Source organism: Pandoraea pnomenusa (genome assembly GCF_000767615.3).
GTDB classification, from domain to species: Bacteria; Pseudomonadota; Gammaproteobacteria; order Burkholderiales; family Burkholderiaceae; genus Pandoraea; species Pandoraea pnomenusa.
Map to the genome: position 1 here is coordinate 431,375 of NZ_CP009553.3, position 25,060 is coordinate 456,434.

At 61.9% G+C, this 25,060-nt stretch carries 36 protein-coding genes and 1 tRNA gene; 23 read left to right on the forward strand and 14 right to left on the reverse strand.

Features of this window, described 5'->3' with window-relative positions:
• Positions 1-12: 12 nt before the first annotated feature.
• The 13 genes from hisB (at position 13) to tatC (ending at position 7,410) form a co-directional block, all read left to right on the forward strand.
• Positions 13-600 carry an imidazoleglycerol-phosphate dehydratase HisB gene (hisB, locus tag LV28_RS26005; RefSeq protein WP_023593887.1) on the forward strand — a complete coding sequence of 196 codons (588 nt, stop codon included), beginning with the start codon at positions 13-15 and terminating at the stop codon, positions 598-600.
• A gap of 111 nt (positions 601-711) precedes the next feature.
• Positions 712-1,338 carry a MarC family protein gene (locus LV28_RS26010; RefSeq protein ID WP_023593888.1) on the forward strand — a complete coding sequence of 209 codons (627 nt, stop codon included), beginning with the start codon at positions 712-714 and terminating at the stop codon, positions 1,336-1,338.
• The gene (gene hisH / locus LV28_RS26015; protein ID WP_038619102.1) at positions 1,335-1,973 is read left to right on the forward strand and encodes an imidazole glycerol phosphate synthase subunit HisH; all 639 of its coding nucleotides are present in this window, start codon (positions 1,335-1,337) and stop codon (positions 1,971-1,973) included. Before LV28_RS26010 ends, hisH begins: the two co-directional genes overlap by 4 nt.
• A complete protein-coding gene (locus LV28_RS48605; RefSeq protein ID WP_023593890.1) occupies positions 1,961-2,119 on the forward strand; it encodes a hypothetical protein in 159 nt (52 codons plus the stop codon). The genes hisH and LV28_RS48605 overlap by 13 nt, the downstream gene beginning before the upstream one ends.
• 47 nt (positions 2,120-2,166) lie before the next feature.
• A complete protein-coding gene (hisA, locus tag LV28_RS26020) occupies positions 2,167-2,916 on the forward strand; it encodes a 1-(5-phosphoribosyl)-5-[(5-phosphoribosylamino)methylideneamino]imidazole-4-carboxamide isomerase (protein ID WP_023593891.1) in 750 nt (249 codons plus the stop codon).
• Positions 2,917-2,954: 38 nt separating this feature from the next.
• Entirely contained in the window at positions 2,955-3,728 is a 774-nt protein-coding gene (gene hisF / locus LV28_RS26025; protein ID WP_023593892.1) for an imidazole glycerol phosphate synthase subunit HisF, read from the forward strand.
• 17 nt (positions 3,729-3,745) lie between these two features.
• Positions 3,746-4,144, forward strand: a complete 399-nt coding sequence (gene hisI, locus LV28_RS26030; protein WP_023593893.1) for a phosphoribosyl-AMP cyclohydrolase — start codon at positions 3,746-3,748, stop codon at positions 4,142-4,144.
• A 5-nt stretch (positions 4,145-4,149) separates the two neighbouring features.
• Entirely contained in the window at positions 4,150-4,506 is a 357-nt protein-coding gene (locus tag LV28_RS26035) for a phosphoribosyl-ATP diphosphatase (protein ID WP_023593894.1), read from the forward strand.
• Positions 4,507-4,585: 79 nt separating this feature from the next.
• Positions 4,586-5,017, forward strand: coding sequence for a DUF4870 family protein (locus LV28_RS26040; protein ID WP_023593895.1), 432 nt, complete (start codon positions 4,586-4,588; stop codon positions 5,015-5,017).
• A 53-nt stretch (positions 5,018-5,070) separates the two neighbouring features.
• Positions 5,071-5,445, forward strand: a complete 375-nt coding sequence (locus tag LV28_RS26045) for a histidine triad nucleotide-binding protein (RefSeq protein ID WP_023593896.1) — start codon at positions 5,071-5,073, stop codon at positions 5,443-5,445.
• A gap of 307 nt (positions 5,446-5,752) precedes the next feature.
• On the forward strand, positions 5,753-5,998 hold the full coding sequence (gene tatA / locus LV28_RS26050; RefSeq protein WP_023593897.1) for a Sec-independent protein translocase subunit TatA: 246 nt from the start codon (positions 5,753-5,755) through the stop codon (positions 5,996-5,998).
• Between the two features lie 12 nt (positions 5,999-6,010).
• Positions 6,011-6,553: a Sec-independent protein translocase protein TatB gene (gene tatB / locus LV28_RS26055; protein WP_023593898.1), complete on the forward strand. Its 543-nt coding sequence runs from the start codon at positions 6,011-6,013 to the stop codon at positions 6,551-6,553.
• A gap of 65 nt (positions 6,554-6,618) precedes the next feature.
• Positions 6,619-7,410: a twin-arginine translocase subunit TatC gene (tatC, locus tag LV28_RS26060; RefSeq protein ID WP_023593899.1), complete on the forward strand. Its 792-nt coding sequence runs from the start codon at positions 6,619-6,621 to the stop codon at positions 7,408-7,410.
• A 270-nt stretch (positions 7,411-7,680) separates the two neighbouring features.
• On the opposite strand, the gene LV28_RS26065 is transcribed toward tatC, so the two are convergent.
• On the reverse strand, positions 7,681-8,898 hold the full coding sequence (locus tag LV28_RS26065) for a Do family serine endopeptidase (RefSeq protein ID WP_023593900.1): 1,218 nt from the start codon (positions 8,896-8,898) through the stop codon (positions 7,681-7,683).
• Positions 8,899-8,916: 18 nt separating this feature from the next.
• On the opposite strand from LV28_RS26065, the gene LV28_RS26070 reads away from it, so the two are divergent.
• On the forward strand, positions 8,917-9,666 hold the full coding sequence (locus LV28_RS26070) for a Nif3-like dinuclear metal center hexameric protein (protein WP_023593901.1): 750 nt from the start codon (positions 8,917-8,919) through the stop codon (positions 9,664-9,666).
• 43 nt (positions 9,667-9,709) lie between these two features.
• Here LV28_RS26070 and mscL read toward each other — a convergent pair whose 3' ends face one another.
• Positions 9,710-10,156 carry a large conductance mechanosensitive channel protein MscL gene (gene mscL, locus LV28_RS26075; protein WP_023593902.1) on the reverse strand — a complete coding sequence of 149 codons (447 nt, stop codon included), beginning with the start codon at positions 10,154-10,156 and terminating at the stop codon, positions 9,710-9,712.
• A gap of 414 nt (positions 10,157-10,570) precedes the next feature.
• Here mscL and petA point away from each other — a divergent pair, with 414 nt between their 5' ends.
• The 6 genes from petA to LV28_RS26105 all read left to right on the forward strand — a co-directional run bounded on the left by petA (position 10,571) and on the right by LV28_RS26105 (position 14,747).
• The gene (gene petA / locus LV28_RS26080) at positions 10,571-11,185 is read left to right on the forward strand and encodes a ubiquinol-cytochrome c reductase iron-sulfur subunit (protein ID WP_023593903.1); all 615 of its coding nucleotides are present in this window, start codon (positions 10,571-10,573) and stop codon (positions 11,183-11,185) included.
• Between the two features lie 2 nt (positions 11,186-11,187).
• Positions 11,188-12,573, forward strand: a complete 1,386-nt coding sequence (locus tag LV28_RS26085; protein WP_023593904.1) for a cytochrome b — start codon at positions 11,188-11,190, stop codon at positions 12,571-12,573.
• A gap of 31 nt (positions 12,574-12,604) precedes the next feature.
• The gene (locus tag LV28_RS26090; protein ID WP_023872478.1) at positions 12,605-13,324 is read left to right on the forward strand and encodes a cytochrome c1; all 720 of its coding nucleotides are present in this window, start codon (positions 12,605-12,607) and stop codon (positions 13,322-13,324) included.
• 83 nt (positions 13,325-13,407) lie between these two features.
• On the forward strand, positions 13,408-14,019 hold the full coding sequence (locus tag LV28_RS26095) for a glutathione S-transferase N-terminal domain-containing protein (protein WP_023593906.1): 612 nt from the start codon (positions 13,408-13,410) through the stop codon (positions 14,017-14,019).
• 74 nt (positions 14,020-14,093) lie between these two features.
• Positions 14,094-14,552 carry a ClpXP protease specificity-enhancing factor gene (locus LV28_RS26100; protein WP_023593907.1) on the forward strand — a complete coding sequence of 153 codons (459 nt, stop codon included), beginning with the start codon at positions 14,094-14,096 and terminating at the stop codon, positions 14,550-14,552.
• Between the two features lie 119 nt (positions 14,553-14,671).
• Positions 14,672-14,747 (forward strand) — tRNA-Thr (locus LV28_RS26105).
• A gap of 75 nt (positions 14,748-14,822) precedes the next feature.
• Here LV28_RS26105 and LV28_RS26110 read toward each other — a convergent pair.
• From LV28_RS26110 to LV28_RS48610, 10 genes are all read right to left on the reverse strand, one after another.
• Positions 14,823-15,800, reverse strand: a complete 978-nt coding sequence (locus tag LV28_RS26110; RefSeq protein ID WP_255315194.1) for a tyrosine-type recombinase/integrase — start codon at positions 15,798-15,800, stop codon at positions 14,823-14,825.
• Between the two features lie 51 nt (positions 15,801-15,851).
• Positions 15,852-16,106: a DUF4224 domain-containing protein gene (locus tag LV28_RS48225; RefSeq protein ID WP_081326792.1), complete on the reverse strand. Its 255-nt coding sequence runs from the start codon at positions 16,104-16,106 to the stop codon at positions 15,852-15,854.
• Positions 16,076-18,787: a toprim domain-containing protein gene (locus LV28_RS26115; RefSeq protein ID WP_038619092.1), complete on the reverse strand. Its 2,712-nt coding sequence runs from the start codon at positions 18,785-18,787 to the stop codon at positions 16,076-16,078. Before LV28_RS26115 ends, LV28_RS48225 begins: the two co-directional genes overlap by 31 nt.
• A 13-nt stretch (positions 18,788-18,800) precedes the next feature.
• Positions 18,801-19,058 (reverse strand): hypothetical protein, encoded by a 258-nt coding sequence (locus tag LV28_RS26120; protein WP_155765744.1) that lies wholly within the window; start codon positions 19,056-19,058, stop codon positions 18,801-18,803.
• Positions 19,046-19,510, reverse strand: coding sequence for a hypothetical protein (locus LV28_RS26125; protein ID WP_048806471.1), 465 nt, complete (start codon positions 19,508-19,510; stop codon positions 19,046-19,048). The genes LV28_RS26120 and LV28_RS26125 overlap by 13 nt, the downstream gene beginning before the upstream one ends.
• Positions 19,511-19,523: 13 nt before the next feature.
• Positions 19,524-19,784 (reverse strand): hypothetical protein, encoded by a 261-nt coding sequence (locus tag LV28_RS26130; RefSeq protein WP_038619086.1) that lies wholly within the window; start codon positions 19,782-19,784, stop codon positions 19,524-19,526.
• Positions 19,785-19,938: 154 nt separating this feature from the next.
• Positions 19,939-20,154 carry a hypothetical protein gene (locus LV28_RS26135; protein ID WP_038619083.1) on the reverse strand — a complete coding sequence of 72 codons (216 nt, stop codon included), beginning with the start codon at positions 20,152-20,154 and terminating at the stop codon, positions 19,939-19,941.
• A 98-nt stretch (positions 20,155-20,252) separates the two neighbouring features.
• Positions 20,253-20,633 (reverse strand): Ogr/Delta-like zinc finger protein, encoded by a 381-nt coding sequence (locus LV28_RS48230; protein WP_081326793.1) that lies wholly within the window; start codon positions 20,631-20,633, stop codon positions 20,253-20,255.
• Positions 20,630-20,926, reverse strand: a complete 297-nt coding sequence (locus LV28_RS26145) for a hypothetical protein (RefSeq protein ID WP_038619076.1) — start codon at positions 20,924-20,926, stop codon at positions 20,630-20,632. Before LV28_RS26145 ends, LV28_RS48230 begins: the two co-directional genes overlap by 4 nt.
• Positions 20,927-20,929: 3 nt before the next feature.
• Positions 20,930-21,112: a hypothetical protein gene (locus LV28_RS48610; RefSeq protein WP_155765745.1), complete on the reverse strand. Its 183-nt coding sequence runs from the start codon at positions 21,110-21,112 to the stop codon at positions 20,930-20,932.
• Positions 21,113-21,232: 120 nt separating this feature from the next.
• Here LV28_RS48610 and LV28_RS26150 point away from each other — a divergent pair, with 120 nt between their 5' ends.
• The 3 genes from LV28_RS26150 to LV28_RS26160 are packed head-to-tail and all read left to right on the forward strand — an operon-like array spanning position 21,233 to position 23,395.
• Entirely contained in the window at positions 21,233-21,709 is a 477-nt protein-coding gene (locus LV28_RS26150) for a helix-turn-helix domain-containing protein (protein WP_255315192.1), read from the forward strand.
• A gap of 59 nt (positions 21,710-21,768) precedes the next feature.
• On the forward strand, positions 21,769-22,506 hold the full coding sequence (locus tag LV28_RS26155) for a hypothetical protein (RefSeq protein ID WP_038619071.1): 738 nt from the start codon (positions 21,769-21,771) through the stop codon (positions 22,504-22,506).
• Positions 22,507-22,546: 40 nt separating this feature from the next.
• Positions 22,547-23,395 (forward strand): hypothetical protein, encoded by an 849-nt coding sequence (locus LV28_RS26160; protein WP_038619068.1) that lies wholly within the window; start codon positions 22,547-22,549, stop codon positions 23,393-23,395.
• On the opposite strand, the gene LV28_RS26165 is transcribed toward LV28_RS26160, so the two are convergent.
• A complete protein-coding gene (locus LV28_RS26165; protein WP_038619065.1) occupies positions 23,392-24,546 on the reverse strand; it encodes a phage late control D family protein in 1,155 nt (384 codons plus the stop codon). The genes LV28_RS26160 and LV28_RS26165 overlap by 4 nt on opposite strands.
• A complete protein-coding gene (locus tag LV28_RS26170) occupies positions 24,546-25,055 on the reverse strand; it encodes a phage tail protein (RefSeq protein ID WP_038619062.1) in 510 nt (169 codons plus the stop codon). Before LV28_RS26170 ends, LV28_RS26165 begins: the two co-directional genes overlap by 1 nt.
• Positions 25,056-25,060: the final 5 nt, after the last annotated feature.

The following is a 25,060-nucleotide window of genomic DNA, read 5'->3' on the forward strand; positions in this document are numbered from 1 at the left end:
GAACTCACCATCATGCGCATTGCGGAAGTCGTTCGCGATACCAGCGAAACGCAAATACGCGTCAAGATCGATCTGGACGGCACCGGCCGCAAGACGCTCGATACCGGCGTGCCGTTCCTGGACCACATGCTCGACCAGATCGCGCGCCACGGCCTCATCGACATGGAAGTCGAGGCCAAGGGCGACACGTTCATCGACGATCACCATACGGTGGAAGACGTCGGCATCACGCTGGGCATGGCCGTCGCCAAGGCCATTGGCGACAAGAAGGGCATCGTGCGCTATGGCCACAGCTACGTGCCGCTCGACGAGGCGCTCTCGCGTGTGGTGATCGACTTCTCGGGCCGTCCCGGCCTCGAATTCCACGTGCCGTTCACGCGCGCTCGCGTGGGCAACTTCGACGTCGACCTGACCATTGAATTCTTCCGCGGTTTCGTGAACCACGCCGGCGTGACGCTGCATATCGACAATCTGCGCGGTATCAACGCCCACCACCAGTGCGAAACGGTGTTCAAGGCGTTCGGTCGTGCCCTGCGCATGGCGGTCGAGATCGACCCGCGTGCGGCGGGTGTCGTGCCGTCGACCAAGGGAAGCCTGTAGACGTGAGACTCGCCGGCTGGCGCACAGCGCCGGCCGGATAGCCCGCCGGCCCGTGCCGGCGCCCCTGCGACGCTTCACCGCCCGGCCGGAAGCCGGCGCCGTGTGCCCCCCATGACGCTCGACGCCTTCAAGTTCTTCATTTCGCTGCTGGCCCTGATCAACCCGCTCGGGGCGATCCCGCTGTTCATCAGCCTGACGTCGTCGCAGACGCGCGAAGAGAAGCGTCATACGATCAGGATTGCGGCGATCGCCGTGGCGTTGGTCGTGGCGGGCTCGGGGCTGTTCGGCGAGGCGATCATCCGCTTTTTCGGCATTTCGATCGCGTCGCTCGAAGTCGGCGGCGGGATCATCATGCTGCTCATGGCGGTCAACATGATCAACGCGCAGACGGGGAACACGCGGGCCACGCCGGAAGAACGCCATGAAGCCGAGGAGCGGCCGAACATCGCCGTGGTACCGCTGGCGATCCCGCTGCTCACCGGTCCGGGCACGATCAGTACCGTGATCATCTACTCGGGCCGCGCACACGGGTGGGCCCAGGTGCTGGCGCTGGTGGCGATCGGCGTGGGTGTCGGCGCGGTTTGCTGGGTGGCGCTGCGCAGCGCCTCGCGTATCGAAGGCTGGCTCGGACGCACGGGCATCAACATCGGCACGCGTTTGATGGGGTTGATCCTCTCGGCGCTGGCCGTTGAATTCATTATGGATGGTTTGAAAATACTGCTGCCGGGTTTGAGATGAATAAGATTGCGATTGTCGACTACGGAATGGGCAACCTGCGCTCGGTCTATCAGGCACTGCGTGCGGCGGCACCCGAGGCCGACGTGAGCATCAGCAGCGACGCCGCCGAGATTCGGGCCGCCGACCGCGTGGTGCTGCCGGGGCAGGGCGCCATGCGCGACTGCATGGGCTGCCTGAACGAATCGGGGCTGCGCGAAGCGGTCGTCGAGGCTGCCGCGAGCAAGCCGATGTTCGGCGTGTGCGTGGGCGAGCAGATGCTCTTCGACATCTCGGACGAGGGCAACACGCCCGCGCTCGGCCTGTTGCCGGGCCGCGTGGTGCGCTTCGAGCTCGAGGGGCAGCTTCAGGACGACGGCTCGCGCTTCAAGATCCCGCAAATGGGCTGGAACCGCGTGCGTCAAACGCGCAGCCACCCGATCTGGGCGGACGTGCCCGACAACAGCTATTTCTACTTCGTGCACAGCTATTACGCCGTGCCCGCGAAGCCCGAACTGACGGTCGGCGAGACGGTCTATGGGGTGCCCTTTACCTGTGCGGTGGCCCAAGATAATATCTTCGCCACCCAGTTCCACCCGGAAAAGAGCGCCCAGGCCGGCCTGGCCCTGTATCGAAACTTTGCCCAGTGGAAGCCCTGATCGCGACGCGGGCGGCGCAATTGCGCTTCCTTGCCTTTCAGGGCGTGTCCTCTGTCACCGCTTATACTGTGTGTCATGTTGATGAATCCGAAGCCGATGTGCCGATGTCCGGCAAGGCGGGCGTCGGATTCGCGTTGTGCGCGTAAATCGCGAATTTCTTTTACTTCCCACTAGCGACGTTTCACGATTGCCTATGCTGCTCATCCCGGCCATCGACCTTAAAGACGGTCAATGTGTTCGCCTCAAACAAGGCGACATGGATCAAGCCACCGTATTCTCGGAGGACCCCGCTGCCATGGCCCGGCATTGGGTCGAGCAAGGCGCGCGGCGTCTGCACCTGGTGGACCTGAACGGCGCATTCGCTGGCAAGCCGCGCAACGAGGCGGCCATTCGCGCCATCATCCAGGAAGTGGGCGAAGACATCCCCGTGCAACTGGGCGGCGGCATTCGCGATCTCGGCACCATCGAGCGCTACCTCGACGACGGCTTGTCGTACGTCATCATCGGCACCGCCGCGGTGAAGAACCCCGGTTTCCTGCGCGATGCCTGCAGTGCGTTCGGCGGCCACATCATCGTGGGCCTCGACGCCAAGGACGGCAAGGTCGCCACCGACGGCTGGAGCAAGCTCACGGGCCACGAAGTGGTGGACCTGGCGCGCAAGTTCGAGGATTACGGCGTGGAGTCGATCATCTACACGGATATCGGTCGCGACGGCATGCTGCAGGGCATCAACATCGAAGCGACCGTGCGTCTCGCGCAGGCCGTGACGGTGCCGGTGATCGCCAGCGGCGGCCTGTCGAACCTGAACGACATCGACGCGCTGTGCAAGGTCCAGGACGAAGGCGTCGAAGGCGTCATCTGCGGCCGTGCGATTTACTCGGGCGATCTGAATTTCTCCTCGGCGCAAAAGCGCGCCGACGAGCTTACCGAAGGAGCGGCATAAGCGAGCCCGCGGCTGCGGCCGCCTCGCGTGCCAACATCATGGCTCTCCCCAAACGCATCATCCCGTGCCTGGACGTGACAGCCGGCCGCGTGGTCAAGGGCGTCAATTTCGTCGAACTCCGCGATGCGGGCGACCCCGTCGAAATCGCCCGTCGCTACGACGAGCAGGGCGCCGACGAACTCACGTTCCTCGACATCACGGCAACCTCCGACGGACGCGATCTCATCCTGCCGATCATCGAGGCGGTGGCCGCACAGGTCTTCATTCCGCTGACCGTGGGTGGTGGCGTGCGCGAGGTGGCCGACGTGCGCCGCCTGCTCAACGCCGGCGCCGACAAGATCAGCATGAATTCGTCGGCCGTGGCCAACCCGCAACTGGTTGCCGACGCCGCCGACAAGTACGGCTCGCAGTGCATCGTCGTGGCGATCGACGCCAAGCGTGTCTCGGCCGACGGCGAACCGCCGCGCTGGGAGGTCTTCACGCACGGCGGGCGCAAGGGCACCGGGTTGGATGCGGTGGCCTGGGCCAAGCGGGTCGAGGCGCTCGGCGCCGGTGAAATCCTGCTGACCAGCATGGATCGCGACGGCACGAAGAGCGGCTTCGACCTGGCGCTCACGCGCGCGGTCTCCGACGCCGTCAACATCCCCGTGATCGCCTCGGGTGGCGTGGGGTCGCTGGCCGACCTGGCCAACGGCGTGACCGAAGGCCATGCAGATGCCGTGCTCGCCGCCAGCATCTTCCACTACGGCGAGCACACCGTGGGCGAAGCCAAGCGCTTCATGGCCGACAAGGGCATCTCGGTGCGGCTCTGAACGGGAATCGACGGATCATGACGCAAGACTGGCTGGACAAGGTAAGTTGGGACGCGCAGGGTCTCGTGCCCGCGATCGCGCAGGAGGTCGGCAGCAACGACGTGCTGATGTTCGCCTGGATGAACCGCGAGGCGCTCGCGCGCACGGTCGAGACCGGCGAGGCCGTCTACTACTCGCGCTCGCGCAAACGCCTGTGGCACAAGGGCGAGGAGTCGGGGCACGTGCAGAAGGTGCACGAGATCCGTCTGGATTGCGACGAGGATGTCGTGCTGCTCAAGGTCGAGCAGATCGACGGCATCGCCTGCCATACCGGCCGCCATTCCTGCTTCTTCCAGAAGTTCGAGGGCGGCGTCGACGACGGCCGCTGGGCCACGGTCGAGCCGGTGCTCAAAGACCCGCACAAGATCTACAAGTGACTGCCATGAACGATACGCTCGAGCGTGTTGCCGAAGTCATCGCCTCGCGTAAAGGGGGCGATCCCGACAAATCGTACGTTGCCCGCCTGTTCCACAAGGGCGACGACGCCATCTGCAAGAAGATCGGCGAGGAAGCGACCGAAGTCGTGCTCGCGGCCAAGGACATCCGTATTGGCGGCGCCGACAACCTGCGTCAGAAGCTCGTCAACGAGACGGCCGACCTGTGGTTCCATTGCATGGTGCTGCTGGCCCATCACGATCTGAGCCCGCAGGAAGTGCTCGCCGAACTGGCGCGCCGCGAAGGTCTGTCGGGTCTCGTCGAGAAGGCGCAGCGCGGCACGCGCGGCGAACACGCCGACTGATCGACGCCCGGCCGCCGCACCGGTCTGTCACGGGCCGGCAAGGGAACGCGCCGCAAAGGCTCACGCGAGGAGACGCCTCATGAACGATTCGCAATACCCGGGTTCGACCGGCTCGCCCGGCAGCACGGACCATCCTTACGTGGTGAATACCGCGCCGATCCAGAGCGCCCCGAGCGCCGAGCAGGAACGCGCGCTGCGCAAGCTCACGCACGTGCTCTACGCGCTCTACGCGCTGTTCTGGCTTACCGGCGGCGTGACCGCCATCGTGGCGATCATCATCAATTACATCAAGCGAGACGACGCGGCCGGCACGCTCTACGCGTCGCACTTCACCTGGCAGATCCGCACCTTCTGGTGGTCGGTGGTGTGGGGTGTGCTCGGCGTGGCGCTGGCCGTGGTGATGGTCGGTTTCGCGATTCTCTGGGTGCTTGGCATCTGGACGCTGTACCGAATCGTCAAGGGCTGGCTCTATCTGAACGACAACAAGCCGATGTACGCCGCGCGACCCTGAGTGTCGGCGGCCACGCTTCGATCCATTCGAGAATGCGAGAGGAAGACACACGCATGACGCACGATAACTGTATCTTCTGCAAAATCGTTGCCGGGCAGATCCCGAGCACGCAGGTGTACACCGACGACGACGTCGTGGTGTTCAAGGACATCAACCCGGCGGCCGACCTGCACCTGCTGATGGTGCCGCGCAAGCACATCGCCACGCTGCAGGACTGTCAGCCCGAAGACCAGGCGCTGGTGGGCAAGATGATGCTGCTTGCACCGAAACTGGCGGCGGAGCACGGCTACCGCTTCGATGGCGATGCGTCGAACGTCGACAGCAATGGGTTTCGCGTGGTGACGAACGTCGGGCCGGGAGGCGGGCAGGAGGTTTATCATCTTCACATGCATATTCTGGCCGGGCCGAGGCCGTGGAAGCGCATGTGAGCGACGGGGGCCTGGACGGCTTCGGGCGGAAGCGGCCGATATGAACGGCAATTCGCCGCGCGATGCCACCCGTACGTGCAGGGATGCCGCATTGGGCAATGTTTCAACAAACATTTATTTCTACCCGGTGTCCGGCCCGGTTACGATGCAGGACGTGACGCGCGATGTGCCACAATGGGGCACGTGGCTGCGGGCACGGGGGCAAACACAGGGCACCTGCCCGACGGCCGGGCGGCCGTCAGGCAACGCGGCTCGACAAGACCCCGTCGCGAGGCGGCAGGGGTAGGGAAACGCAAGGAGAGTGGTCATGGGTTCGTTGAGTATTTGGCACTGGCTGATCGTGCTGGTGATCGTGATGATGGTGTTCGGTACCAAGAAGCTGCGTAACATCGGCAGCGATCTGGGCGGTGCGGTCAAGGGCTTCAAGGACGGCATGAAAGAGGGCGAAGGCAATGCCCCGGCCAAGGAAGACCCGGCGGCTGCCAAGGAACTGCGCGATTCGACCACCATCGACGTGCAGGCCAAGGACGCGAGCAATCACAAGCAAGGCTAAGCCGGCGTCGACATGATCGATCTCGGCCTTTCCAAACTGATGCTGATCGGCGTGGTTGCGCTGGTCGTGATCGGTCCGGAGCGCTTGCCGAAGGTGGCCCGCACCGCGGGCGCCCTTTTTGGCCGCGCGCAGCGCTATATCAACGATGTGAAGGCGGAGGTGAGCCGCGAGATGGAGCTCGATGAGCTGCGCAACATGCGCACGCAATTCGAAGACGCGGCCCGCAGCGCTCAGAACACGATTCAGAAGCAGTTGCATGAGCAGGAGGCGTCGCTCAACGACGCCTGGGCAAGTGCTACCGGGACTTCGACGGGCGAGACGGCCGGCGGCACTACGGACGCGGCGACCGGGTACTCGGACAGCTATCTCGGTGAGCCGGTGGTGACGTCGGGTGTGCGCGGGTCGACAAAGCGTCGCAACTGGCGCGTGCGCCGGGCTGCCACGCCGATGTGGTTCAAGCAGGCCAGCGCCACGCGTACGCGGGTTCAGTCGGGGGCGGCGCGCGTGGCGCGTCATACACCGGCCAAACTGCGCCGACCCGTCAAGTTCTTCTGAGGCGCGGGCGCCACGAACTTCCTGTCATCTGGCACTGTGCCGGCTTCATTCCTGGATAAGTCGACGTGAGCGACGACAAGCAAATCCCCGAAGGGGGTACCGAAGAGACCTTCATCTCGCATCTGATCGAGCTGCGCAATCGCATCATTCGCGCGGGCGTTGCCGTGATCGTGGTGTTCCTGTCCCTGGTCTACTGGGCGCCGGACATCTTCCGCCTGTTCGCCCGTCCGTTGATGCAATCGCTGCCGGCCGGCGGCAAGATGATCGTGACCGACATCACCGGCTCCTTCTTCGTGCCGATGAAGGTCACGATGATGGTCGCATTCGTCATCGCGCTGCCCGTGGTGCTGTACCAGATCTGGGCCTTCGTGGCGCCGGGGCTGTACCAGCACGAGAAGAAGCTGGTGATGCCGCTGGTGGTGAGCAGTTACCTGCTCTTCCTGCTCGGCATGGCGTTCGCCTACTTCCTGGTGTTCCCGACCGTGTTCCATTTCATGGCGCACTACAACGCGCCGCTGGGCGCGGAGATGAACACCGATATCGACAATTACCTGAGTTTTGTGCTCACGATGTTCCTGTGCTTCGGGGTAACGTTCGAAGTGCCGGTCGTGGTGGTGGTGCTCGCGCGCATGGGCGTGGTGAGTATCGACAAGCTCAAGCAGATTCGTCCGTATGTGGTGGTGGGCGCGTTTGTGCTGGCGGCCGTGGTGACGCCGCCGGATATCCTCTCTCAACTGATGCTGGCCGTGCCGCTTTGCATTCTTTACGAGCTCGGTTTAGTGGCGGCGCGCCTGTTCGTCAAACAAGGCCAGCAGACCGAAGAGAGCAGCGAGGGCAACGGGCAGGCAACGCCATAAGCGAGGCGTTGAACGGTCGAGACGCCGGGGCGAGGCAAGTTTTGTCACCGGGCGCGTCGGACGCAAGAAAAGCACGGGTTTCGTCCCGTGCTTTTTTATTGCCCGTCGGTGGCCCGGCGCATGCGGCCGGGCAATCCGCCGGCACGCAGCGCTGACGGCATTGTCGAGGCATGTGCACGCGGTGGGGGCGTCGGCTGGTGCGCAAACGAAAACGGCCGCGCCGAAGCGCAGCCGTTTGTCCAGTCTTGCGGTCGACGCCGCGGCGCAACCTCAATCGCTGCTGTTGTCGCCGGTGCCGTCGTCTTCTTCCGGCGTCGGCCGCTTGGGCGGCGGCGGGCGCTTGCCGATGACCACACTCAGGTCCAGTTCCTTCTTCTTGCGGGTAACGTGAATCCTGGCCTGCGCGCCCGGCTTGATCTGTGCGATGACGTTGAGCAGTTCGGTGGTGTCGCGAATCGACTCGTCGTTCACCTTGGTCAGGATATCGCCCGGTTGCACGCCAGCCTTGTCGGCCGGCCCGCCTTGCACCACGCCTGCGATGATGACCCCCGAGTCCTGCTGCAAGCCGAACGACTCGGCAATGTCGGACGTGATGTCCTGAGGCTCGACGCCCACCCAGCCGCGCGTGACCGTGCCGGTCGTGATGATGCTCTCGAGCACCGAGCGGGCCGTCGACACCGGAATCGCGAAGCCGATCCCCATGTTCCCGCCGCTGCGCGAATAGATCGCGGTATTGATGCCCAGCAGATTGCCGTTCACGTCGACCAGCGCGCCGCCCGAGTTGCCCGGGTTGATGGCGGCGTCCGTCTGGATGAAGTTTTCGAACGTGCTGATATCGAGGTGGTTCCGGCCCAGGGCGCTGATGATACCCATCGTCACCGTCTGGCCCACGCCGAACGGATTGCCGATGGCGAGCACCACGTCGCCCACGCGCACCTGGTCCATGCGACCGAGCGTGATGGCCGGCAGGTTGTCGAGCGTGATCTTGAGCACGGCCAGATCGGTTTCGGGGTCGCTGCCGACCAGCTTGGCGCGGGCCTTGCGGCCATCCGCGAGGGCGACCTCGATCTCGTCGGCGCCGTCCACCACGTGATGATTCGTGAGAATATAGCCTTCGCTGCTCACGATCACGCCCGAGCCGAGGCTCGAGACCGGGTCTTGCCGCACCGTGCCGCCGCCGTCGCCGAAGAAGTAGCGGAACAGCGGGTCATCGAGACGCGGATCGCGGTTCTGCTTTTGTTCCTTGCTGGAAAAGATGCTGACGACCGCGGGCATGGCCTTTTGCGCGCCGTCGGCGTACGAGCCTGCGGAAGGCTTCTCGGACAGGCTTGGCCCGACTTCCTGCAAGGCGATGATCGGATTGGCCAGTTGCTTGCCGAACGAACCCTGGCGTTGCAGCCACTGCGGCTTGAGTGTGGCGATGATGAAGAGCAACGCAAGCAGCACGGTGACCGCTTGCGCGAACAGTAGCCAGAAGCGTCTGAGCATGAAAGAGCGAGACCTTATATGAATCGTGTTGAACTCGAATTGTATCTGAACGATACCCTGCAAATCGCGCAATTTCGCGATTACTGCCCGAACGGCCTACAGGTCGAGGGGCGCAGCGATATTCGCAGAATCGCCAGCGGCGTGACCGCCAGCCTGGCGTTCCTCGAGGCGGCCCGGGATTGGGGGGCGGATGCCGTTCTTGTCCATCACGGCTATTTCTGGAAGAACGAAGATGCCCGCATTACCGGGATGAAGCGCAGGCGTCTCGGGGTGTTGATCGGCAACGACATCAATCTGTTTGCCTTTCATCTGCCCCTCGACGCGCACCCGGAGCTCGGCAATAACGCCCAGCTCGGCAAGTTGCTCGGTTTCGCCGACGATGGCGGCCGTTTCGGCCCGGATCAGCTCGGATGGCTTGGCGCGCCGTCGCAACCGACCACGCTTGCGGCACTGGCCGCCCACGTCGAGGCGAAACTGGGGCGCGTACCGCTGATGCTCGGAGCGCCGAACCGCGAAGTGCGCCGTGTGGCGTGGTGCACCGGCGGGGCGCAAGGCTTTTTCGAGGCGGCCATCGCGGCCGGCGCCGACGTCTACATCAGCGGCGAGGTGTCCGAGCCGACCCAGCATCTCGCGCTCGAGAGCGGGGTGGGGTACCTCGCGGCGGGCCATCACGCCACCGAACGCGGCGGCGCGAGGGCGCTGGGCGAGCATCTCGCCAGCCGGTTCGGGCTCGAGCACAGGTTCTTCGACATGCCGAACCCGGCCTGAGCGGCGCCCGGCCGGCCCGACGACGTCCGGCGCGGTGCGCGCCTTAGCCGTTCTGCTTCTTGAGGCTGTCGCGGATTTCGCGCAGCAGGACGATGTCTTCCGGCGTGGGCGCCGGTGCGGCCGGGGCTTCCGGAGCGGGGCGCTTGAGTCGGTTGATTTGCTTGACCATCAGGAAAATGATGAAAGCGAGAATCAGGAAGTTGAGGGCGACGGTAATGAAATTACCGTATCCGAACACGGCCACGCCGGCCTTGGTGAGGTCGGCATAGGACGTTGGGTTGCCCTTGAAGTCGGGGGGAATCGCGCCGAGCAGAATGAACTTGCTCGAGAAGTCCAGGCCACCGAAGATGGCGCCGACCAACGGCATGATGAGGTCCTTGACGACCGAATCGACGATCTTGCCGAAGGCGCCGCCGATGATCACACCGACGGCCAGATCGATCACGTTGCCCTTGACGGCAAATTCCTTGAATTCCGACATGAAGCTCATGCCATTCCTCCGCTGTTGTGATGAGTGGCCGGTGGATGTCGTTTCGCCGGCACTCACGAATTGGCATTGATTGACCGGTGAAGTCCCGCGGGCTGTCAGGCGGCGGCCGGTTCGCGTCGGTCATTGTCACGCGATTGCCTCAGGCCCGCAGGCCCGATGTTATCAGGGCGCGACAATGAAAATGTTACTAATTGCGTGCGCACATCGGCGAAAGCGGCGATCATAGCGGTTCTCGTGCAGCATCCCAGAAGCGAAACCCCGGGTGTGCATCAGCCGCCCGCAGGGTACGTTAATCCTTTGAAAATACGCGAAAACCACTAGGAGACTGGGGCGTTTTGCCGTTGTTTCAGGCATTTACGCTCGCGTATGATTTAAGGTTGACGGAAATACCAAATCAACCGTGTGGGGCTTGTGATGAGTGACAATCAAGAAAAGGCCGTCGACAGTAGCCGCCGGAATCTGCTGATTGCAACGTCCGTAGCTGGAGGCGTGGGCGGCGTTGCAACGTTAGTTCCTTTCGTCAGTTCCCTTCAACCCTCGGAGCGCGCCAAGGCTGGCGGAGCGCCCGTCGAGGCCGATATCAGCGGCCTCCAGCCAGGCCAGATGATGACGGTGTCCTGGCGTGGTCTGCCGGTGTGGATTGTCAATCGCACCCCGGAGCAAATGGCTTCGCTGTCCAAAGTGACTGCGGAACTGGCCGATCCGGACTCCAAGCAAACGTTTTCCTTCCCGATGCCCGATTACTGCAAGAATGCGTTCCGGGCGCGCGAATCGCGCAAGGAAATGCTCGTCGTGGTCGGCGTTTGCACCCATCTCGGTTGCATCCCTTCCGGGCCGTTCGGGCCCGACACCAATGCTGCGCTGGGCCATGACCCCGGTTTCCTTTGTCCGTGCCACGGCTCGACCTACGACATGTCGGGTCGCGTGTTCAAGAACAAGCCGGCGCCAAAGAATCTCGACGTTCCTCGTTTCATGTTCGTGAACGACACCAAGATCGTGATCGGTAAAGACGAAAAAGGAGAAGCGTAATCATGGCCGCCGACAAACAGGTCGACACGACGGGCTTGCTGGGCTGGATCGATCGCCGGTTCCCGCTTACGCAGCTCTGGAGAGAGCACGCCTCCGAGTATTACGCACCCAAGAATTTCAATTTCTGGTACTTCTTCGGATCGCTGGCCATGCTGGTGCTGGTGATCCAGATTCTCACCGGCATTTTCCTGGTGATGAACTACAAGCCCGACGCCAACCTCGCGTTCGCTTCGGTCGAGTACATCATGCGCGAGGTGCCTTGGGGCTGGCTCATCCGTTACATGCACTCGACGGGCGCCTCGATGTTCTTCGTCGTGGTGTACCTGCACATGTTCCGGGGGTTGCTGTACGGTTCGTACCGCAAGCCGCGCGAGCTGGTGTGGGTGTTCGGCTGCCTGATCTTCCTGTGCCTGATGGCCGAGGCGTTCATGGGCTATCTGCTGCCGTGGGGGCAGATGTCGTACTGGGGCGCGCAGGTGATCGTGAACCTGTTCTCGGCGATCCCGTTCATCGGTCCGGATCTGTCGCTGTGGATTCGCGGCGACTACGTCGTGTCCGACGCCACGCTCAACCGCTTCTTCGCGTTCCATGTGATCGCGATTCCGTTGGTGCTCATCGGTTTGATCGTGGCGCACATCATTGCGCTGCACGAAGTCGGCTCGAACAATCCTGACGGTGTGGAGATCAAGGACAAGAAGGACGCCAATGGCCGGCCGCTCGACGGCATTCCGTTCCATCCGTACTACACGGTCCACGACATCATGGGCGTGGGCGTGTTCCTGATGGTCTTCTCGGCGATCGTGTTCTTCGCGCCGACGATGGGCGGCTATTTCCTTGAAGCGAACAACTTCATTCCGTCCGATCCGCTCAAGACGCCGCCGCACATTGCGCCGGTGTGGTATTTCACGCCGTTTTATTCGATGCTGCGTGCCACCACGGACGACTTCAAGTACGTGTTGATGGGGCTGGCGGTGCTGGTGACGGCGGTCTGGTGGATCAAGGGCAAGGCGGCGGCGACCACGAAGGTGGCGGCGTCCGGCGGCGTGGTGTTGCTGCTGCTGGCCATGTACCTGACCGAGGCCAAGTTCTGGGGGGTGGTGGTGATGGGGGGCGCGGTGGTCACGCTGTTCTTCCTGCCGTGGCTGGATCACAGTCCGGTCAAGTCGATTCGTTACCGTCCGGGATTCCACAAGGTGCTTTTGGGTATTCTCGTCGTTGTTTTTGCGGTGCTGGGGTATCTGGGGATCCAGGAGCCGACGCCCGTGAAGACCGCCATTTCGCAGGTTGGCGCGCTGTATTACTTCGGATTCTTCTGGCTGATGCCGCTGTGGAGCAAGCGCGGCACCTTCAAGCCGGTGCCGGAGCGCGTGACCTTCGCGGCGCATTGAGCGCAAGCCAACGACGACTAGGGATATCAAGATGAGAAAACTGATGCTTATCCTGGCGCTCCTGAGTGGTTTCGCCGCGCCGGCCATGGCAGAAGAGGGGGCGAAGCTCGACACGGCGCCGAACCGGATCGACGATCTGGCGTCGCTGCAGCGCGGGGCGAAGCTGTTCGTGAACTATTGCCTGAACTGCCATTCGGCGGCGTCGATGCGTTATTCGCGCCTGAAGGATCTGGGGCTGTCCGAGGCGGAGATCAAGAATAATTTGCTGTTCACGACGGACAAGATTGGCGAGACGATGACCGTGGCGATGCGCAAGGCGGATGCCAAGGCGTGGTTCGGCGTGGCCCCGCCGGACTTGTCGGTTGAGGCGCGGGCACGCGGGACGGACTGGCTGTATACCTACTTGCGGACGTTTTACCGTGACGACACGCGTCCGACGGGGTGGAACAACCTGGCGTATCCGAATGTGGGCATGCCCAACCCGTTCTGGCAGATGCAGGGTCAGCGGAGTTTGAAGCATGTGGAGGGGGCGGAGCATGGTCCGGCGCAGTTCGTGCAGATCACGCAGGGGACGATGAAACCGGTGGAATTTGATTCTGCCATGGCGGATTTGGTATCTTATCTGGATTGGATGTCGGAACCGGCGCAGCGAACGCGTCGGCAGTTGGGTGTCTGGGTTCTGTTGTTCCTGGGACTCTTTACGGTACTTGCCTGGCGCCTGAATGCGGCCTATTGGAAGGACGTGAAGTAAAATAACGTCTGTACGACGGGGCCAGGGTTTGGGAAGCGCCGATTTCCCGCCCCGGCCCCGTTGGTTTTTAAGGAAGACGCGCTATGATGGTTTTGTACTCGGGCACGACGTGCCCCTTCTCCCAGCGTTGCCGGCTGGTCCTGTTCGAAAAGGGCATGGATTTTGAAATCCGTGACGTCGATCTGTTCAACAAGCCGGAAGACATTGCGGTGATGAATCCGTACGGTCAGGTGCCGATTCTTGTTGAGCGCGATCTGATTCTGTACGAATCGAACATCATCAATGAGTACATTGACGAGCGCTTCCCGCATCCGCAGTTGATGCCGGCGGATCCGGTGCAGCGTGCCCGTGCGCGATTGTTCCTGTTCAATTTCGAGAAAGAGTTGTTTGTGCATGTGAGTGCACTCGAGAACGAGAAGGGCAAGGCGGCCGAGAAGACGCATGAAAAGGCCCGCGCTTCGATTCGTGATCGTCTGACGCAGCTTGCGCCGATTTTCGTGAAGAACAAGTACATGTTGGGCGAGGAGTTTTCGATGCTCGACGTGGCGATTGCTCCGTTGCTGTGGCGTTTGGATCATTACGGCATTGAGTTGTCGAAGAATGCTGCGCCGTTGATGAAGTATGCCGAGCGGATTTTCAGCCGTCCGGCGTACATTGAAGCGCTGACGCCGTCCGAAAAGGTCATGCGTCGCTGATGCGTTGATATGCCCGCTGGCGAGGCGGCCCGGGAAGGATGTGGGCGGGCTTCGCGGCGGGAAGAGTTGCTTATATGCCGGAAACATCTACCAAGCCTTATCTTTTGCGCGCGCTGTACGAGTGGTGTACCGACAATGGGTACACGCCGTATTTGGCCGTGCATGTCGATGCCAGAACGCGAGTCCCGCGCGAGTTTGTGAAAGATGGCGAGATCGTGCTGAACATCAGCTTCGATGCCACGAGCGGACTGCAGATGGGCAACGACTTGATTGAATTCAGCGCTCGTTTCGGCGGCATTTCACAGAAGGTGGAAGTGCAGGTGTCGAACGTGCTGGCGATATATGCCCGGGAGAATGGACAGGGGATGGCGTTCCCGGTCGACAAGCAGGCAACTGCCGAAGAGGGGATCGAGCTGGAAGCGGTGCCGTCGGTGCAGGAGTCGGTCGACGAGGATCCGGATCCGACGCGTCCTGGCGGGAATGGGGCGACTGGCGGCAACGCCGGACGCGCACATCTGAAGGTGGTGAAGTAATTCGAGACGGCGGGCGCGGGGTGAGGCGATACACTGCACACCAATGCCTGCCGTAGCGAGCGAATTTGCACCGACAGGTAGTCGCAGTGACCGACGAATCGGTTACAATACACGACTTCGCCGGCTTAGCTCATCTGGTAGAGCAGTTGATTTGTAATCATCAGGTGGCGGGTTCGAGTCCTGCAGCCGGCACCAATACTGTCGGGCCTTTGCGGCCGTTTTGAGCAAAGGCCCGACGTTCGCAATCCCCCCCTGACGTTCGCAATTCCTTCATCGGGACGGCTTTACCGGGCGTGCGCCACGCGAATAATGGGCGGTCATCCCCGGCGTTGTGTGGCCTGCAAGACGCTGCGCCTCCTCCAAGCCCGACTCGATCGCCTTTCGCGTCACGCTCCGCGCACGCAAGTCCCGGAACTGAAAATCCGCCTTGTCAATTTTGGCTTTGTCGCGCGCGTTGTCGAACCGCGAGCGCAGTTGGCCGCGCGTAAGCGGGTGCCCTTTCTCATCGCGCAGCAGGTACGGCGAGACGTCGACCTCGCTTCCTCGCCATGCCTGCAACGCATCAACGAGTTTCTTCAGCTCGCCGGTCACTTCGATAACGACAACGTTGCCGGTCTTCGCCTGCGAGAACCGAAGGTATCCGTTCGATATGTCCGTGCGCCGAACGGCGAGCAGATCGCCGGGGCGCTGGCTCGTCAGGTCTGCCAAGTCCATCGCGTTGCGAAGCGGTTGGTCGGCGTGCTTGTAAACGGCGTCGTACAGTTCGTCGGAGACAAGCACGCCCTTGCGGCCGGTCTCTTTACGGCCACGAATACCGGCGCACGGGTTTGCCTGTGTCATGAGACCCCACAAACGGGCCTGATTTAGCGTCAACGACAACACCGCCTTGGTGCGGTTGGCGGTGACGACGCCGCGCTTCTCTGCCGTTACCTGCCAGATTTGGGCAACGTCCGCAGGGCGGATGTCGTCAAGAGCGCGCTCGCCTAGTGTGCCTTGCAGGCGGGTGAGTATGATGTCGTAGAGGCGTCGCGTGGACAGCGCCTTGGCAGGCAACTCCTTCTTGCGATATTCGGTGACCAGTGCGGCAAACGTCGGCCGCACGTCGACGGCCGCGGAAGTGCGCAGCCCTTCGATCTCCGCCCACTTGACCAGTGCAGCTTGTCGGTCGTTGCCGAGCGGCTCCAAGATGCGCTTCCCGTCCGCCCAGCCGTGGTCGTAGTAATAGCGCACCGTCCCGTTGTCATTCACGCGGGTCCGGAAATTTGGAATCGCACCGGGGTTGTTTGGCTTTCGTCCCATTTACGCGGCATTGAGGTTTAAAGGGGGCGGGCTAGGGCGAGCGTCCGGCGAGATCTGGCCGCTGGCGATCCCCAAGCGCTTGTCATGATACGCCCGAGCAATAAGCACCCTGCCGCGCGAGTCGATCTCATGCGGCCATCGGTTGGCGGATAACCACCGAACTTGCCGCTGGCGAATCGGGGTTCCAGTCAACTCGCGCACTTCCGTGCGGGAGAGGTAGAGGCTCACGATGCCTCCTTTGCGAACACCCAGCACTTGATAGTCGTGGGGGCAGTAGGACTGCCATCACGAGCGTAGATCGCACTCTTGACGGTGGTGTATTCGATGAAGCGACGACGCTTGCTGGTCCGCAGTACCTGCTTGAGATCGCGCAACAACGGAATCTGCTGGCGCCGATCGGCGGCGACTTGCACGAAGTGGTTGAGGTTCACGGCGATCAACTCGGGATCGTGCGAGTGATTCAGCCGTGGTTGGTCGGCACCGTCGAGATAGTCGAATGCTTCCCAGAACTCGCGCACCATCGGGTGATCGTCGTTGATCGCTTCCTGCCGCTCGACGGCCATCGCTTCGACCTGGCCGGCAAGCGCAGCCCTCTGCTCATCCGTGAGCTTTACGACGTGGCACAACGCATCAGCCAATGCCATGAGCTGGCCGTGGTTCTTCGCTATTCGGGTCGACTTTATGCCGGGATTCGCGAGCAGCGCCTTCTCATGCAGTGCCGCTCGCTCCTCCACCGTTTTCAGGATCGCCGCTTCGGCCTTCGTGGCCCGGAGAATGAAGCCCGACACGGCTTCGGTCGGGAGGCTCTCGAGCGCCATAGCTGCCTCGCGCGTGCGTGGCGTCTGGCCGGATGTGTCGAAGTGCAGATGCACAATGCGCTGAAGGATAGGCACAGACGCGTTCACAGTGGCGTTCTGGCTGATGACGATAGCGCCGCGGAACGGCGGCTCATACGTCTCGTTGCCGCCGGTCGCCATGCCCCGGGCGCGCACGCTGCGGCCGTTGTACGCCGTTTTCAGCTCGTCCCAATCAAATGACTTGACGTGGGTCTTGTCTTCGCCGATGCGCTCGCGGTCTGACTCGATCAGGACGACGGGCAGGCCAGACACCTGCGCGAAATTGCGTGCCCGAGCTGCCAACGATGACTTGCTTGGGTCGAAGCCCTCGTAGTCGCGTCGGCCGAACAGCTTCCAGAGGAATTCGATCAGTGTGGACTTGCCCGCGCCAGCCTCGCCGACGATCTCGAGAAACGGATATGACTTTTGCGTCGCGCGAATCTGCTCGGCAAAAAGCGACCCCAGCCAGTAGGCCAGCGCGGCAAGTCCTTTCGCTCCGAAGCATGTCCACAACAGGTTTATCCAGCCTTCCTGATACTCCTTCGGGTCGTCGTTGATCGACAGCGCCACGGACTGATTCAGTGACTTCACGGCCAGCTTGCCAATCTCGAAGAAGTCTTCGCCGTTGATGTGATGGACGCGACCGTCTTTGACCGCGAGGTCACCCAGAACGTAGCAGCCGTACTCGCGGCTGTAGCCGATGAAGTCAATCGTTTCCACGCTTTTGATGTTGAAGAGCTGCCGTTCCATCATTCGCTCGAGCATGCTGCTGGTTCCGGAATAGACCGCGCCCGGCGCGATACCGAGCAAGCGTTTTTTGAACTCGCTGGCCGTGGAGATCTGTGAGCTGGAAAACGTGTTTTTCACGGCCGGGCCGTCGTGAGGAAACTGCACGCGGAAGTAATACCAGCTTTCGTCGGTGATTCGGTTTTGCTGAAAGTACAGCGGCATCGGAAAGCAATTTGCAATAGGGCGGATGGTGCCTGCCTGCTGCAGTGCCTTTTCACGCTTTTGCTCGTCGCTCATGTCGGCGGCGTGGGGCCAATCTTCGATTTCGTCGCGTGCCTTGTTGTAGCGGTCGAGATCGAACTTGAACCAGTACAACCGCTTGCCGAATTCGAAGTCAAACTCGGAGCGGTGACCGTCGCTGTGCGAGTAAATGAGCATCCCCTTCTCGCTGGCACTCTTCGCGATGAGCACCGCGCCATGATGGCGGTATTCGGCCAAACCTTCTTTCGAGAGCCGGTGGCGTTTCGCGTCGTCGTTGTGTCGGTCGAGCAGGTGCAGGTCGTTCCAGTCGATCTTGCGATTGCCGTTCTGTGGAATCTGTGCGGCGGAACACTTCCAGCCAGACTCTCGTGCCCGTTCGACGTGCTTGCGGGTGAAGCTACTGCCAGCGGCGTCTCCATCGAGCGCCCAGACAAGGGCGGGGCGATCACTGCCAGACTCCGACAACGTCATTGCGAGGTCGCGCAGTGCGTGCTCGGGGTAGTTGTTGCATGACATCATGGCCACGGCGGCGATGCCGTGATGATGGAGCGCGATCGCGTCGAAGATGCCCTCGACAAGCCACAGCTCATGCACTCCCTGAAACACCAGAACGGGCGGTTTCCACCATTGCCCTTGATATTGGAGACCGGGATTGAAGCGTGCTTTCTTTTTACCGAAGCGGCCAGGCTTGTCGATGAGCCGCTCCCAATATCCGCCAGCGAACGGAAAGCGCACGGTCGACGTGGCCGCGTTCGCGTCCCGGTCGAAATACTGCTCCTGTGTGTACCACCCGCCAACAACGGCAATGTCGAAGCCGCGAGCCTCCCGCATGTACGCGTCGGCTGCTGCGTTGGGATTGGTTTCGGTGGGCGTCTGGTAGCGATCTGTCCAGCTCTCGAACAGGTCGGGATAGATCTCCTTGACGTGACCTTCCCATGCGCACTTACTCAAGCGGCCACAACGAAGAACCCACGGGTGTTCGGCGTGCGTGTAAAGCTCCTTCTTGCCGCAATCCGGACACACCCCTTGACGCAAGTAGCCGCCGCGCTCCTTGAACTGGTAATCGTTCAACAGGCGGGGCAGGAGTTCTTTATGAAGGCTGTTTTCCATACGTCACTTCTGGTCAGTATTTTGCGACTTCCTCGGGGTGAGCGGCACGCCAGCGCATGAACGGCGCGCGGATCTCGCTCAAGAAAATCGCAGCGGCATCGTGGTTGGTCTCCAGCTCACGCCGCGAGCTGACATTGCACTTGATGTGGATCAGCTCGACGGCGTCATCCGGCGTGAACGCGTGGCCTGAGATGTCCTCAAGCCACGCGAGGAATACGCGGTCGTTGCACCAGATCCCGGCGAGCTGTGCGAGGCCTTTCATCGAATGCACGTGAATACCTCCCCGGCGGGCACCTGTGCCGCCGTTCTGAGCGCGAACTGGTGAGCCTCGAGCTGCTCGCGACGGGTCGTGATCTTCTGTAGATCGTCGGTGAGGGTCAGGCCGCGCGCGATCGCTCGGAACTGATCGCCGGTGACGCCGAGCCGATTCTCGGTCATGTAGCGCTTCCCGACCTCCGAAACCGCGATGGCGGCTTCGGAGAGCGCTTCGCGCACGTCGGGCGTGAAGTAGGCGACGGCGAGCGCCTGTCCAACGTTGATGCGAAATGCCAGCGTGTGCCAGGACTCTTCCGTGGCCATGCCGGTGCGCAGCTTCTCGAGTTCCTCGTGGGGCACGAGCATGAGTTGGCACTCGGCGGCACTGTTGTGACGAAGGATGATCGGGATGCGGCGCGCGCTTGGCACGTAGGCACGGCGCTGCTTGCGATGCTTGCTGGTTGGCATGGCAGTCTCCGTATCAGGCGTGACCGGCCGGGAAGTCCGACAGTTCAACGACGAAGGGAATGACCATGCGATTGACGGTGAGGCCGAAGCCATACGTCCATCCGCCGACCATTTGCGGGAGCGGGCACACGGTAGGGCGGTAACCAAGGGCGCGGCCGGCGTCGATGGCCTCCTCGAGTGGGCGGCCGCGGTGCGCCAGCATGAAGGCGACTGCGGCGGCCGGGACGAGAAACTCAGGGAACGACTCGGGCAGTCCGAAGGTGCGAATGTTCATCGGGCACCTCCGATCCAGGCGAAGATTCGCGCGATGAGGCCACGCACGCCGCGGTCTCGGTTGTAGGGCCCTTCAATGGTGTAGCCGCCCAGGGCAGAGCGGTGGATCAGGTCACAACGGGAATTGCGATGGCGCATGATTGCTCCTGCTACGGTTAATCGCGGTCGCCGGCAGCCAGACGTTTCACGTCGACGCGGGAGATCTCGCGGGGTGACGGCAGAGGCACGGCGGGCCGGTTCAGGGCGCAGCGGGCGACGACTGCCAAAGTGGTACGCATGAACGGGGTGAGGGCTTCTACTGGGGTATCGTCCAGGCCCATCGCGCGTTGTACGCGGCGCAGCTCGTCGGCCGGAACAGCGTTCTTACTCATGCTTTGCAGCCTCCCGTTCAAGGAAATTTGGGTAAAAAAATCCCCTCGCGCCGCAGGGGCGCGATGCGAGGGGAAACTGCGGTGAAAAGGTGAAGCGGCTAGGTGCCGGTGGGCTGTGCCGCGTTGGAATCCGCGAGCAGGTCCATCTGTCGGTGATCCTGCGGGAGGATCTTGGTTTTGCCGACCGGGAGGTAGACCAAAGGGTTCGGGTTCTGACTTGGAGTGAGCGTCACGGCGAGCTCCAGGAAGCCCTTCGACGTGAAGCAACAATCAGGCACGTTGACGCACTGGAAGTAGATCTCCTTCATCATGAGCGACAGCATGCGACTTGTCCGCACCTGCATCGGCTTCCCGCAGTGTGGGCACTTGAATGCTGGGTTCCGTGCCGACGGCCTGCGCGGCTGCCGTTGCACGCTCCGAACCCTGCGGAGACGGAATTTCTTTCTGACTTGCTGCTTTTTCTGACGTACTGCTTTCATGCCTCATCCCCGACATCCAGACCACACTCACCCAACCCACGCCGAGCGCACTCACAATGCGCGCCGACCTTGCACAGGGTCGTAATTGCTTCGAAATACCGATCACTGACCAGCCGATAGCCGGACGAAGAGAACAGTGCATCGATCTTGTCGATGACAATGCCCTGTCCACCGCTCAAGAAGCGGCTTACCTGCGATTCGTCCCAACCCACGGCCGCCATGGCGTTCTGCCGGCCAGGGCCGGTAAGTGCGCGACGCAGAGCGTGCTCGATTCGAACAGGCTGCTTTTTCATTGCTCATCGTCCCTCAACGGATCTTGCGTGCTGTTGATCGTCGCGAGACTTAATGTCTGCGATGACGTTGGCGAACAAATTGGGGTTTCGGTCGCGCAGCGCGAGGGCTGTACGAACCAGAACGCGGCCGGCATAGGTGAAGGCCAGAACCTGTCCCGGAAATGCCTCGGAAGCGAAGGCATCCACGATCGCCTTCTCGGGATCTGTGAGCGAGATTGAAACCACATGCACGCGTATTCCGCGGGGGGAATAGCGACGCGCAGGTTTTGCGCATGTCGGCATGGCGATATACTCGGGATCGAAGCTATGAACAAGCTCGATATTAGTGCTCGTTTGAGCACATGTCAAACAAATTGTTATCGGATGACAACATTAGGTGAGCGCTTAAAGCAGGAGCGCAAACGTCTCGGGCTTAACCAAGAAGAGTTTGCGGCGCACGGTGGCGTGAAACGTTACGCACAGCTCAATTACGAGAACGGGTCGCGGAAGCCCGATTCCGACTATTTGGCGGCGGTTGCTTCACTCGGCGTCGACGTGCTTTTTGTGCTCACTGGGCGTTGCGACCCCGGTAGCCTTCCTTCGGACGAGGCCGAACTGCTTCGCCGATATCGGGAGGCGTCGGACGCGCTCAAAGCGGCGGCACTCGGGGCGCTGATCGGCGGCGCGGCGCCAGCAAAGGTCCAGCAGAATTTTCACAGTGGGGTAAACATCGGCCAGCAGATCACGGGCAACGTGACAGCGCCGCAGGCCTTCACCGTTGGCGGTTCTAAGAAGAAAAAGTAGTCGTTGACCAGACGGGCCCCGCGCACACGCTGAAAAATGCGGGGCAAGGATTCGGGGTTATGAGCGAGCAGAAGAACGAGCAGAATTTCCACAGTGACATCGGTCAGGTGGCGGGTGAAAGCATCGTCAATCACACGAACGGCCCGACGCAGAGCAACATCATCACGATCCACGGTGCAGCACCACCGGAACCGCCGGCACCGATCACTGAACTGCAGCGAAAGGCCATCGGCGCGAAGGTGGCACAGATCGCCGAGCGCGGAGGCGTAGAGAAAATTCACGTCTATCGCATCATCCTTACGCACTTTGGCGTGAATCGAATCCGAGAGCTGCCCAAGACTGATTTCCACGCGACGATGGCGTTTCTCGACGAGCTCGAGAAGGGCGGCGACGATGCATCAAGCGAGGGCGACGCAGCAGAAGAGGGGGATGGCGCGTTGTGCGGCGCTCCCGGTGCTCAGGCGATTCATATCCATCCAGCCCCTTGTCAGGGCTGTATTGGGTTGACGGACGAACTCGGATTGGTCGAACGTCAGGCACGAGCGGCGCGCGTTTGGGCGGGCGCCGCGATGTCGGCGTTGTTCGTTGGTGTCATTGGCGTTGCAGCGGCGTTCTACACAGGCCACATCGAAGCGAAGGGGCGTTTCGAACGTAAGGCGTGCTACTTCGGCAGCGGGATCTATTCTGTGGGTAGCGTCCTGCCCGTAGCTGGGAGCAAGACGCGGGAGTGTCTTCCGAACGTGGATGGTAGCGGGGCACATTGGGAGACCATTGGCTCGCCATCATCGCGCAAATAGGGATGTTTCAACGCCAATAGGCCGGATAAGAACGACAAGCATGAAGCTCCCAAACTGGTTGAAGATTGTATGGTGGGCGGTATTGACCATCATGCTCGGATATTTTCTGCGGGCGCGATTACCCGCGCTCCTAAGCGGCGAGGCCACTGCAGGCGACATCGTGGTATTCGGCGTCTGGATGGCCCTACTTCTGGCTCCGCTTTTCACCGAAGTTTCTGTGATGGGCGTCACCATAAAATCGGAAATCGAGGAACTGAAGGGTTCGATCGGTGCACAAATTTCCGACATGCGAGCGGAGATGCGGACGTACGTTGGCGTTAGCAATACGATAAGCCCGACAATTCAATTCAACCAGCAGGCTCCGGTACCAGACGCCGAGTTGCCCGACTTAGAGACGCGGGTAAAGAACACGGTGGACGAGATATTTAAGAAACGTGAGAGCGAAGCAGCCCCAAAGTATTCCGTCCGCCCCCCTACGGAAGAAATGCCCAAGGACATGGCGGCGGAAAGGCCATCGTCACACGTCGATCTGACCATCGATGACGACACGAGCATGCTCTTCGCCGCGAGATATAACCTTGAACTCGAGCTGAATCGCATCGCGGAGGAAATGGGCATTTCTCCACTCCGGCGCCCGGTGCCCTTCCGCGAGCTTCTTATGGCGCTGACCAGTGCGGGGCACCTGAATGGGGATGTGAGCGAAGCAATTCAGGAGGTGCAGCTCATTTGCAACCAGGGGGTGCACGGCGTTAAGCCGACGTCCGCACAGATTTCATTCGTTCGAGACATGGCGCCTGTGCTAGTCGCCATCCTCAAGCGAATAGTGTTCGATGGCTCGAAGGCAACTGCACTCGCCGGTGCCTTTCGTCGTTGGAAACCCAGAGGTTAGTCCTGTTCTTCCGGCACATCCGTCGCCTTCATCTCCAGCTCGAGTTCCGTAGTGAAACCTCCATTGCCATCGAGCGCGTGAACGGCCCTGGCCAAGAGCCACTCGGTTCCATCGATCTGCGGTTTGAAACCTCGTACCGACGCGGGTACCTCGGGGAACAACTCGGGCCTGCCCCGCGCCAACGTCCACGAGAAGCTCGCCACCCCCCGCTGAATCCGCTGCCACTCCGCGCGTGCGGCGCGCAACGCATTTGTCTTGCTCGCGTAGGTGTGCCGCAGCTCCTTGGTGTTGCCGGTGGGTTCGACGATTGGCGGCTCTTTTTGTGCTGACTGATCGTTGCCTTTCTTTTTCGAGGAACTACGGGCCGAGCTCGTCTCAGCCACGGCGGTGACAACAACCTGTCCCTTCTTCGCTGCGCGCGTGTCCTGATAGTAGGCGACCACGGAGTCGAATGACTCACGATCGGCCACGGAGAAGTGATGGCGGTCACCTGTCTGCCGTGTGATCGTGACAGGGGACAGGGCTTTGCCGGATGCTGTGACAGCCTGCCCAATCTTCGTGAACAGCAGCTTGTCGGCTTTCACTGTGGCGATCGCATCGAACATCTTCGCCACGCGGGTGAGCAGGCTCGCATCGGACTCGCCCGTCTGGTCGAGATGCGAGAGCAACTGGTTGGCCAGAGCCGATGCCACCATCGCGCCGAGATTGTGCCGCCCGGCGATGAGGTTGACGAGATCCAGTACGGAGATGCCGTGGTAGGACGTCTCCCGCTTCGTCGTCAGACCCGAGCGCAGATCGGCGCTGCGCGCGCGAATGATGAGGCGGTCCGGCGGGCCTTCGTGGGTGATCTCGTCAACGGTGAAAGAGCCCTTGTCGACCAGCCCCTCATGTTTCCAGCCGATGGCTACCGATAGCTTCGCGCCGCGCGAGGGCAGCTCGAGCGCACCGTCGGAGTCATCCAGCTCGATGTCGAGCCGATCGGCTTCGAAGCCGCGGTTCTCTTCGAGCCGCAGACTGATCAAGCGGCCATCGAAAGCGCCCGTAATGTCTTTGCCGTCTTTCCTGATGCGGTAGATCGGCACCGGGACCAGATCGTCCTGCGTGCCGACGGCCTTTTCGAGCAGCCCGGCGGCGTCTACCAACGCTTCCATCACGGCGCCTTCCCCACTACGCCGCCCACCGCCGCACCTATCGCGCCGCCCACGAGTCCGCCGGCGCCTCCGAGGGCGTCGCCCGCAAGGTTGCCGAGGAGACCGGTGGCGAGGCCGAGCAGGCGAAGGTCATAGTTGTCCGCGCGTTTGAAGGTCGCCGTAAATTCGATGCGCCGCGGGGTGCCGTTGCTGAAGAACACCGTGCTTGTCGTTTCCAGGCTCTCGAGCGTGTACATGCCGTAAATCGTGCCCGTGCCTTCGATGAGCGGCCACGCTTTGCCTTGCGAGCCGAGCAGCTCGAGCACCTTGAGCGACAGGCGCCCGCCCGACAGCTCGGGCAGCAGCACGCCGCTTAACGTAATGGGCTCCTCATCGGGGCCGAGGAACTGACGAGACGGTCGCATGCCGATGCGTGCGTTCGATGCAAAGCGCCAGCTCACCTGGCGCTTGAATTCCTGATAGGGCACGGTGCTCAGCGTGAACACGAACAGCCCGTAAGCCATCATCATGGTGA

Excerpts from the sequence above, each read along its gene's own strand:
- hisB (WP_023593887.1), top strand. The coding sequence starts at position 13 with ATGCGCATTGCGGAAGTCGTTCGCGATACCAGCGAAACGCAAATACGC.
- LV28_RS26010 (WP_023593888.1), top strand. The coding sequence starts at position 712 with ATGACGCTCGACGCCTTCAAGTTCTTCATTTCGCTGCTGGCCCTGATC.
- hisH (WP_038619102.1), top strand. The coding sequence starts at position 1,335 with ATGAATAAGATTGCGATTGTCGACTACGGAATGGGCAACCTGCGCTCG.
- hisA (WP_023593891.1), top strand. The coding sequence starts at position 2,167 with ATGCTGCTCATCCCGGCCATCGACCTTAAAGACGGTCAATGTGTTCGC.
- hisF (WP_023593892.1), top strand. The coding sequence starts at position 2,955 with ATGGCTCTCCCCAAACGCATCATCCCGTGCCTGGACGTGACAGCCGGC.
- hisI (WP_023593893.1), top strand. The coding sequence starts at position 3,746 with ATGACGCAAGACTGGCTGGACAAGGTAAGTTGGGACGCGCAGGGTCTC.
- LV28_RS26035 (WP_023593894.1), top strand. The coding sequence starts at position 4,150 with ATGAACGATACGCTCGAGCGTGTTGCCGAAGTCATCGCCTCGCGTAAA.
- LV28_RS26040 (WP_023593895.1), top strand. The coding sequence starts at position 4,586 with ATGAACGATTCGCAATACCCGGGTTCGACCGGCTCGCCCGGCAGCACG.
- LV28_RS26045 (WP_023593896.1), top strand. The coding sequence starts at position 5,071 with ATGACGCACGATAACTGTATCTTCTGCAAAATCGTTGCCGGGCAGATC.
- tatA (WP_023593897.1), top strand. The coding sequence starts at position 5,753 with ATGGGTTCGTTGAGTATTTGGCACTGGCTGATCGTGCTGGTGATCGTG.
- tatB (WP_023593898.1), top strand. The coding sequence starts at position 6,011 with ATGATCGATCTCGGCCTTTCCAAACTGATGCTGATCGGCGTGGTTGCG.
- LV28_RS26065 (WP_023593900.1), bottom strand. The coding sequence starts at position 8,898 with ATGCTCAGACGCTTCTGGCTACTGTTCGCGCAAGCGGTCACCGTGCTG.
- LV28_RS26070 (WP_023593901.1), top strand. The coding sequence starts at position 8,917 with ATGAATCGTGTTGAACTCGAATTGTATCTGAACGATACCCTGCAAATC.
- mscL (WP_023593902.1), bottom strand. The coding sequence starts at position 10,156 with ATGAGCTTCATGTCGGAATTCAAGGAATTTGCCGTCAAGGGCAACGTG.
- petA (WP_023593903.1), top strand. The coding sequence starts at position 10,571 with ATGAGTGACAATCAAGAAAAGGCCGTCGACAGTAGCCGCCGGAATCTG.
- LV28_RS26085 (WP_023593904.1), top strand. The coding sequence starts at position 11,188 with ATGGCCGCCGACAAACAGGTCGACACGACGGGCTTGCTGGGCTGGATC.
- LV28_RS26090 (WP_023872478.1), top strand. The coding sequence starts at position 12,605 with ATGAGAAAACTGATGCTTATCCTGGCGCTCCTGAGTGGTTTCGCCGCG.
- LV28_RS26095 (WP_023593906.1), top strand. The coding sequence starts at position 13,408 with ATGATGGTTTTGTACTCGGGCACGACGTGCCCCTTCTCCCAGCGTTGC.
- LV28_RS26100 (WP_023593907.1), top strand. The coding sequence starts at position 14,094 with ATGCCGGAAACATCTACCAAGCCTTATCTTTTGCGCGCGCTGTACGAG.
- LV28_RS26115 (WP_038619092.1), bottom strand. The coding sequence starts at position 18,787 with ATGGAAAACAGCCTTCATAAAGAACTCCTGCCCCGCCTGTTGAACGAT.
- LV28_RS26125 (WP_048806471.1), bottom strand. The coding sequence starts at position 19,510 with ATGCCAACCAGCAAGCATCGCAAGCAGCGCCGTGCCTACGTGCCAAGC.
- LV28_RS26130 (WP_038619086.1), bottom strand. The coding sequence starts at position 19,784 with ATGAACATTCGCACCTTCGGACTGCCCGAGTCGTTCCCTGAGTTTCTC.
- LV28_RS26135 (WP_038619083.1), bottom strand. The coding sequence starts at position 20,154 with ATGAGTAAGAACGCTGTTCCGGCCGACGAGCTGCGCCGCGTACAACGC.
- LV28_RS48230 (WP_081326793.1), bottom strand. The coding sequence starts at position 20,633 with ATGAAAGCAGTACGTCAGAAAAAGCAGCAAGTCAGAAAGAAATTCCGT.
- LV28_RS26145 (WP_038619076.1), bottom strand. The coding sequence starts at position 20,926 with ATGAAAAAGCAGCCTGTTCGAATCGAGCACGCTCTGCGTCGCGCACTT.
- LV28_RS26150 (WP_255315192.1), top strand. The coding sequence starts at position 21,233 with ATGAACAAGCTCGATATTAGTGCTCGTTTGAGCACATGTCAAACAAAT.
- LV28_RS26155 (WP_038619071.1), top strand. The coding sequence starts at position 21,769 with ATGAGCGAGCAGAAGAACGAGCAGAATTTCCACAGTGACATCGGTCAG.
- LV28_RS26160 (WP_038619068.1), top strand. The coding sequence starts at position 22,547 with ATGAAGCTCCCAAACTGGTTGAAGATTGTATGGTGGGCGGTATTGACC.
- LV28_RS26165 (WP_038619065.1), bottom strand. The coding sequence starts at position 24,546 with ATGGAAGCGTTGGTAGACGCCGCCGGGCTGCTCGAAAAGGCCGTCGGC.
- LV28_RS26170 (WP_038619062.1), bottom strand. The coding sequence starts at position 25,055 with ATGATGATGGCTTACGGGCTGTTCGTGTTCACGCTGAGCACCGTGCCC.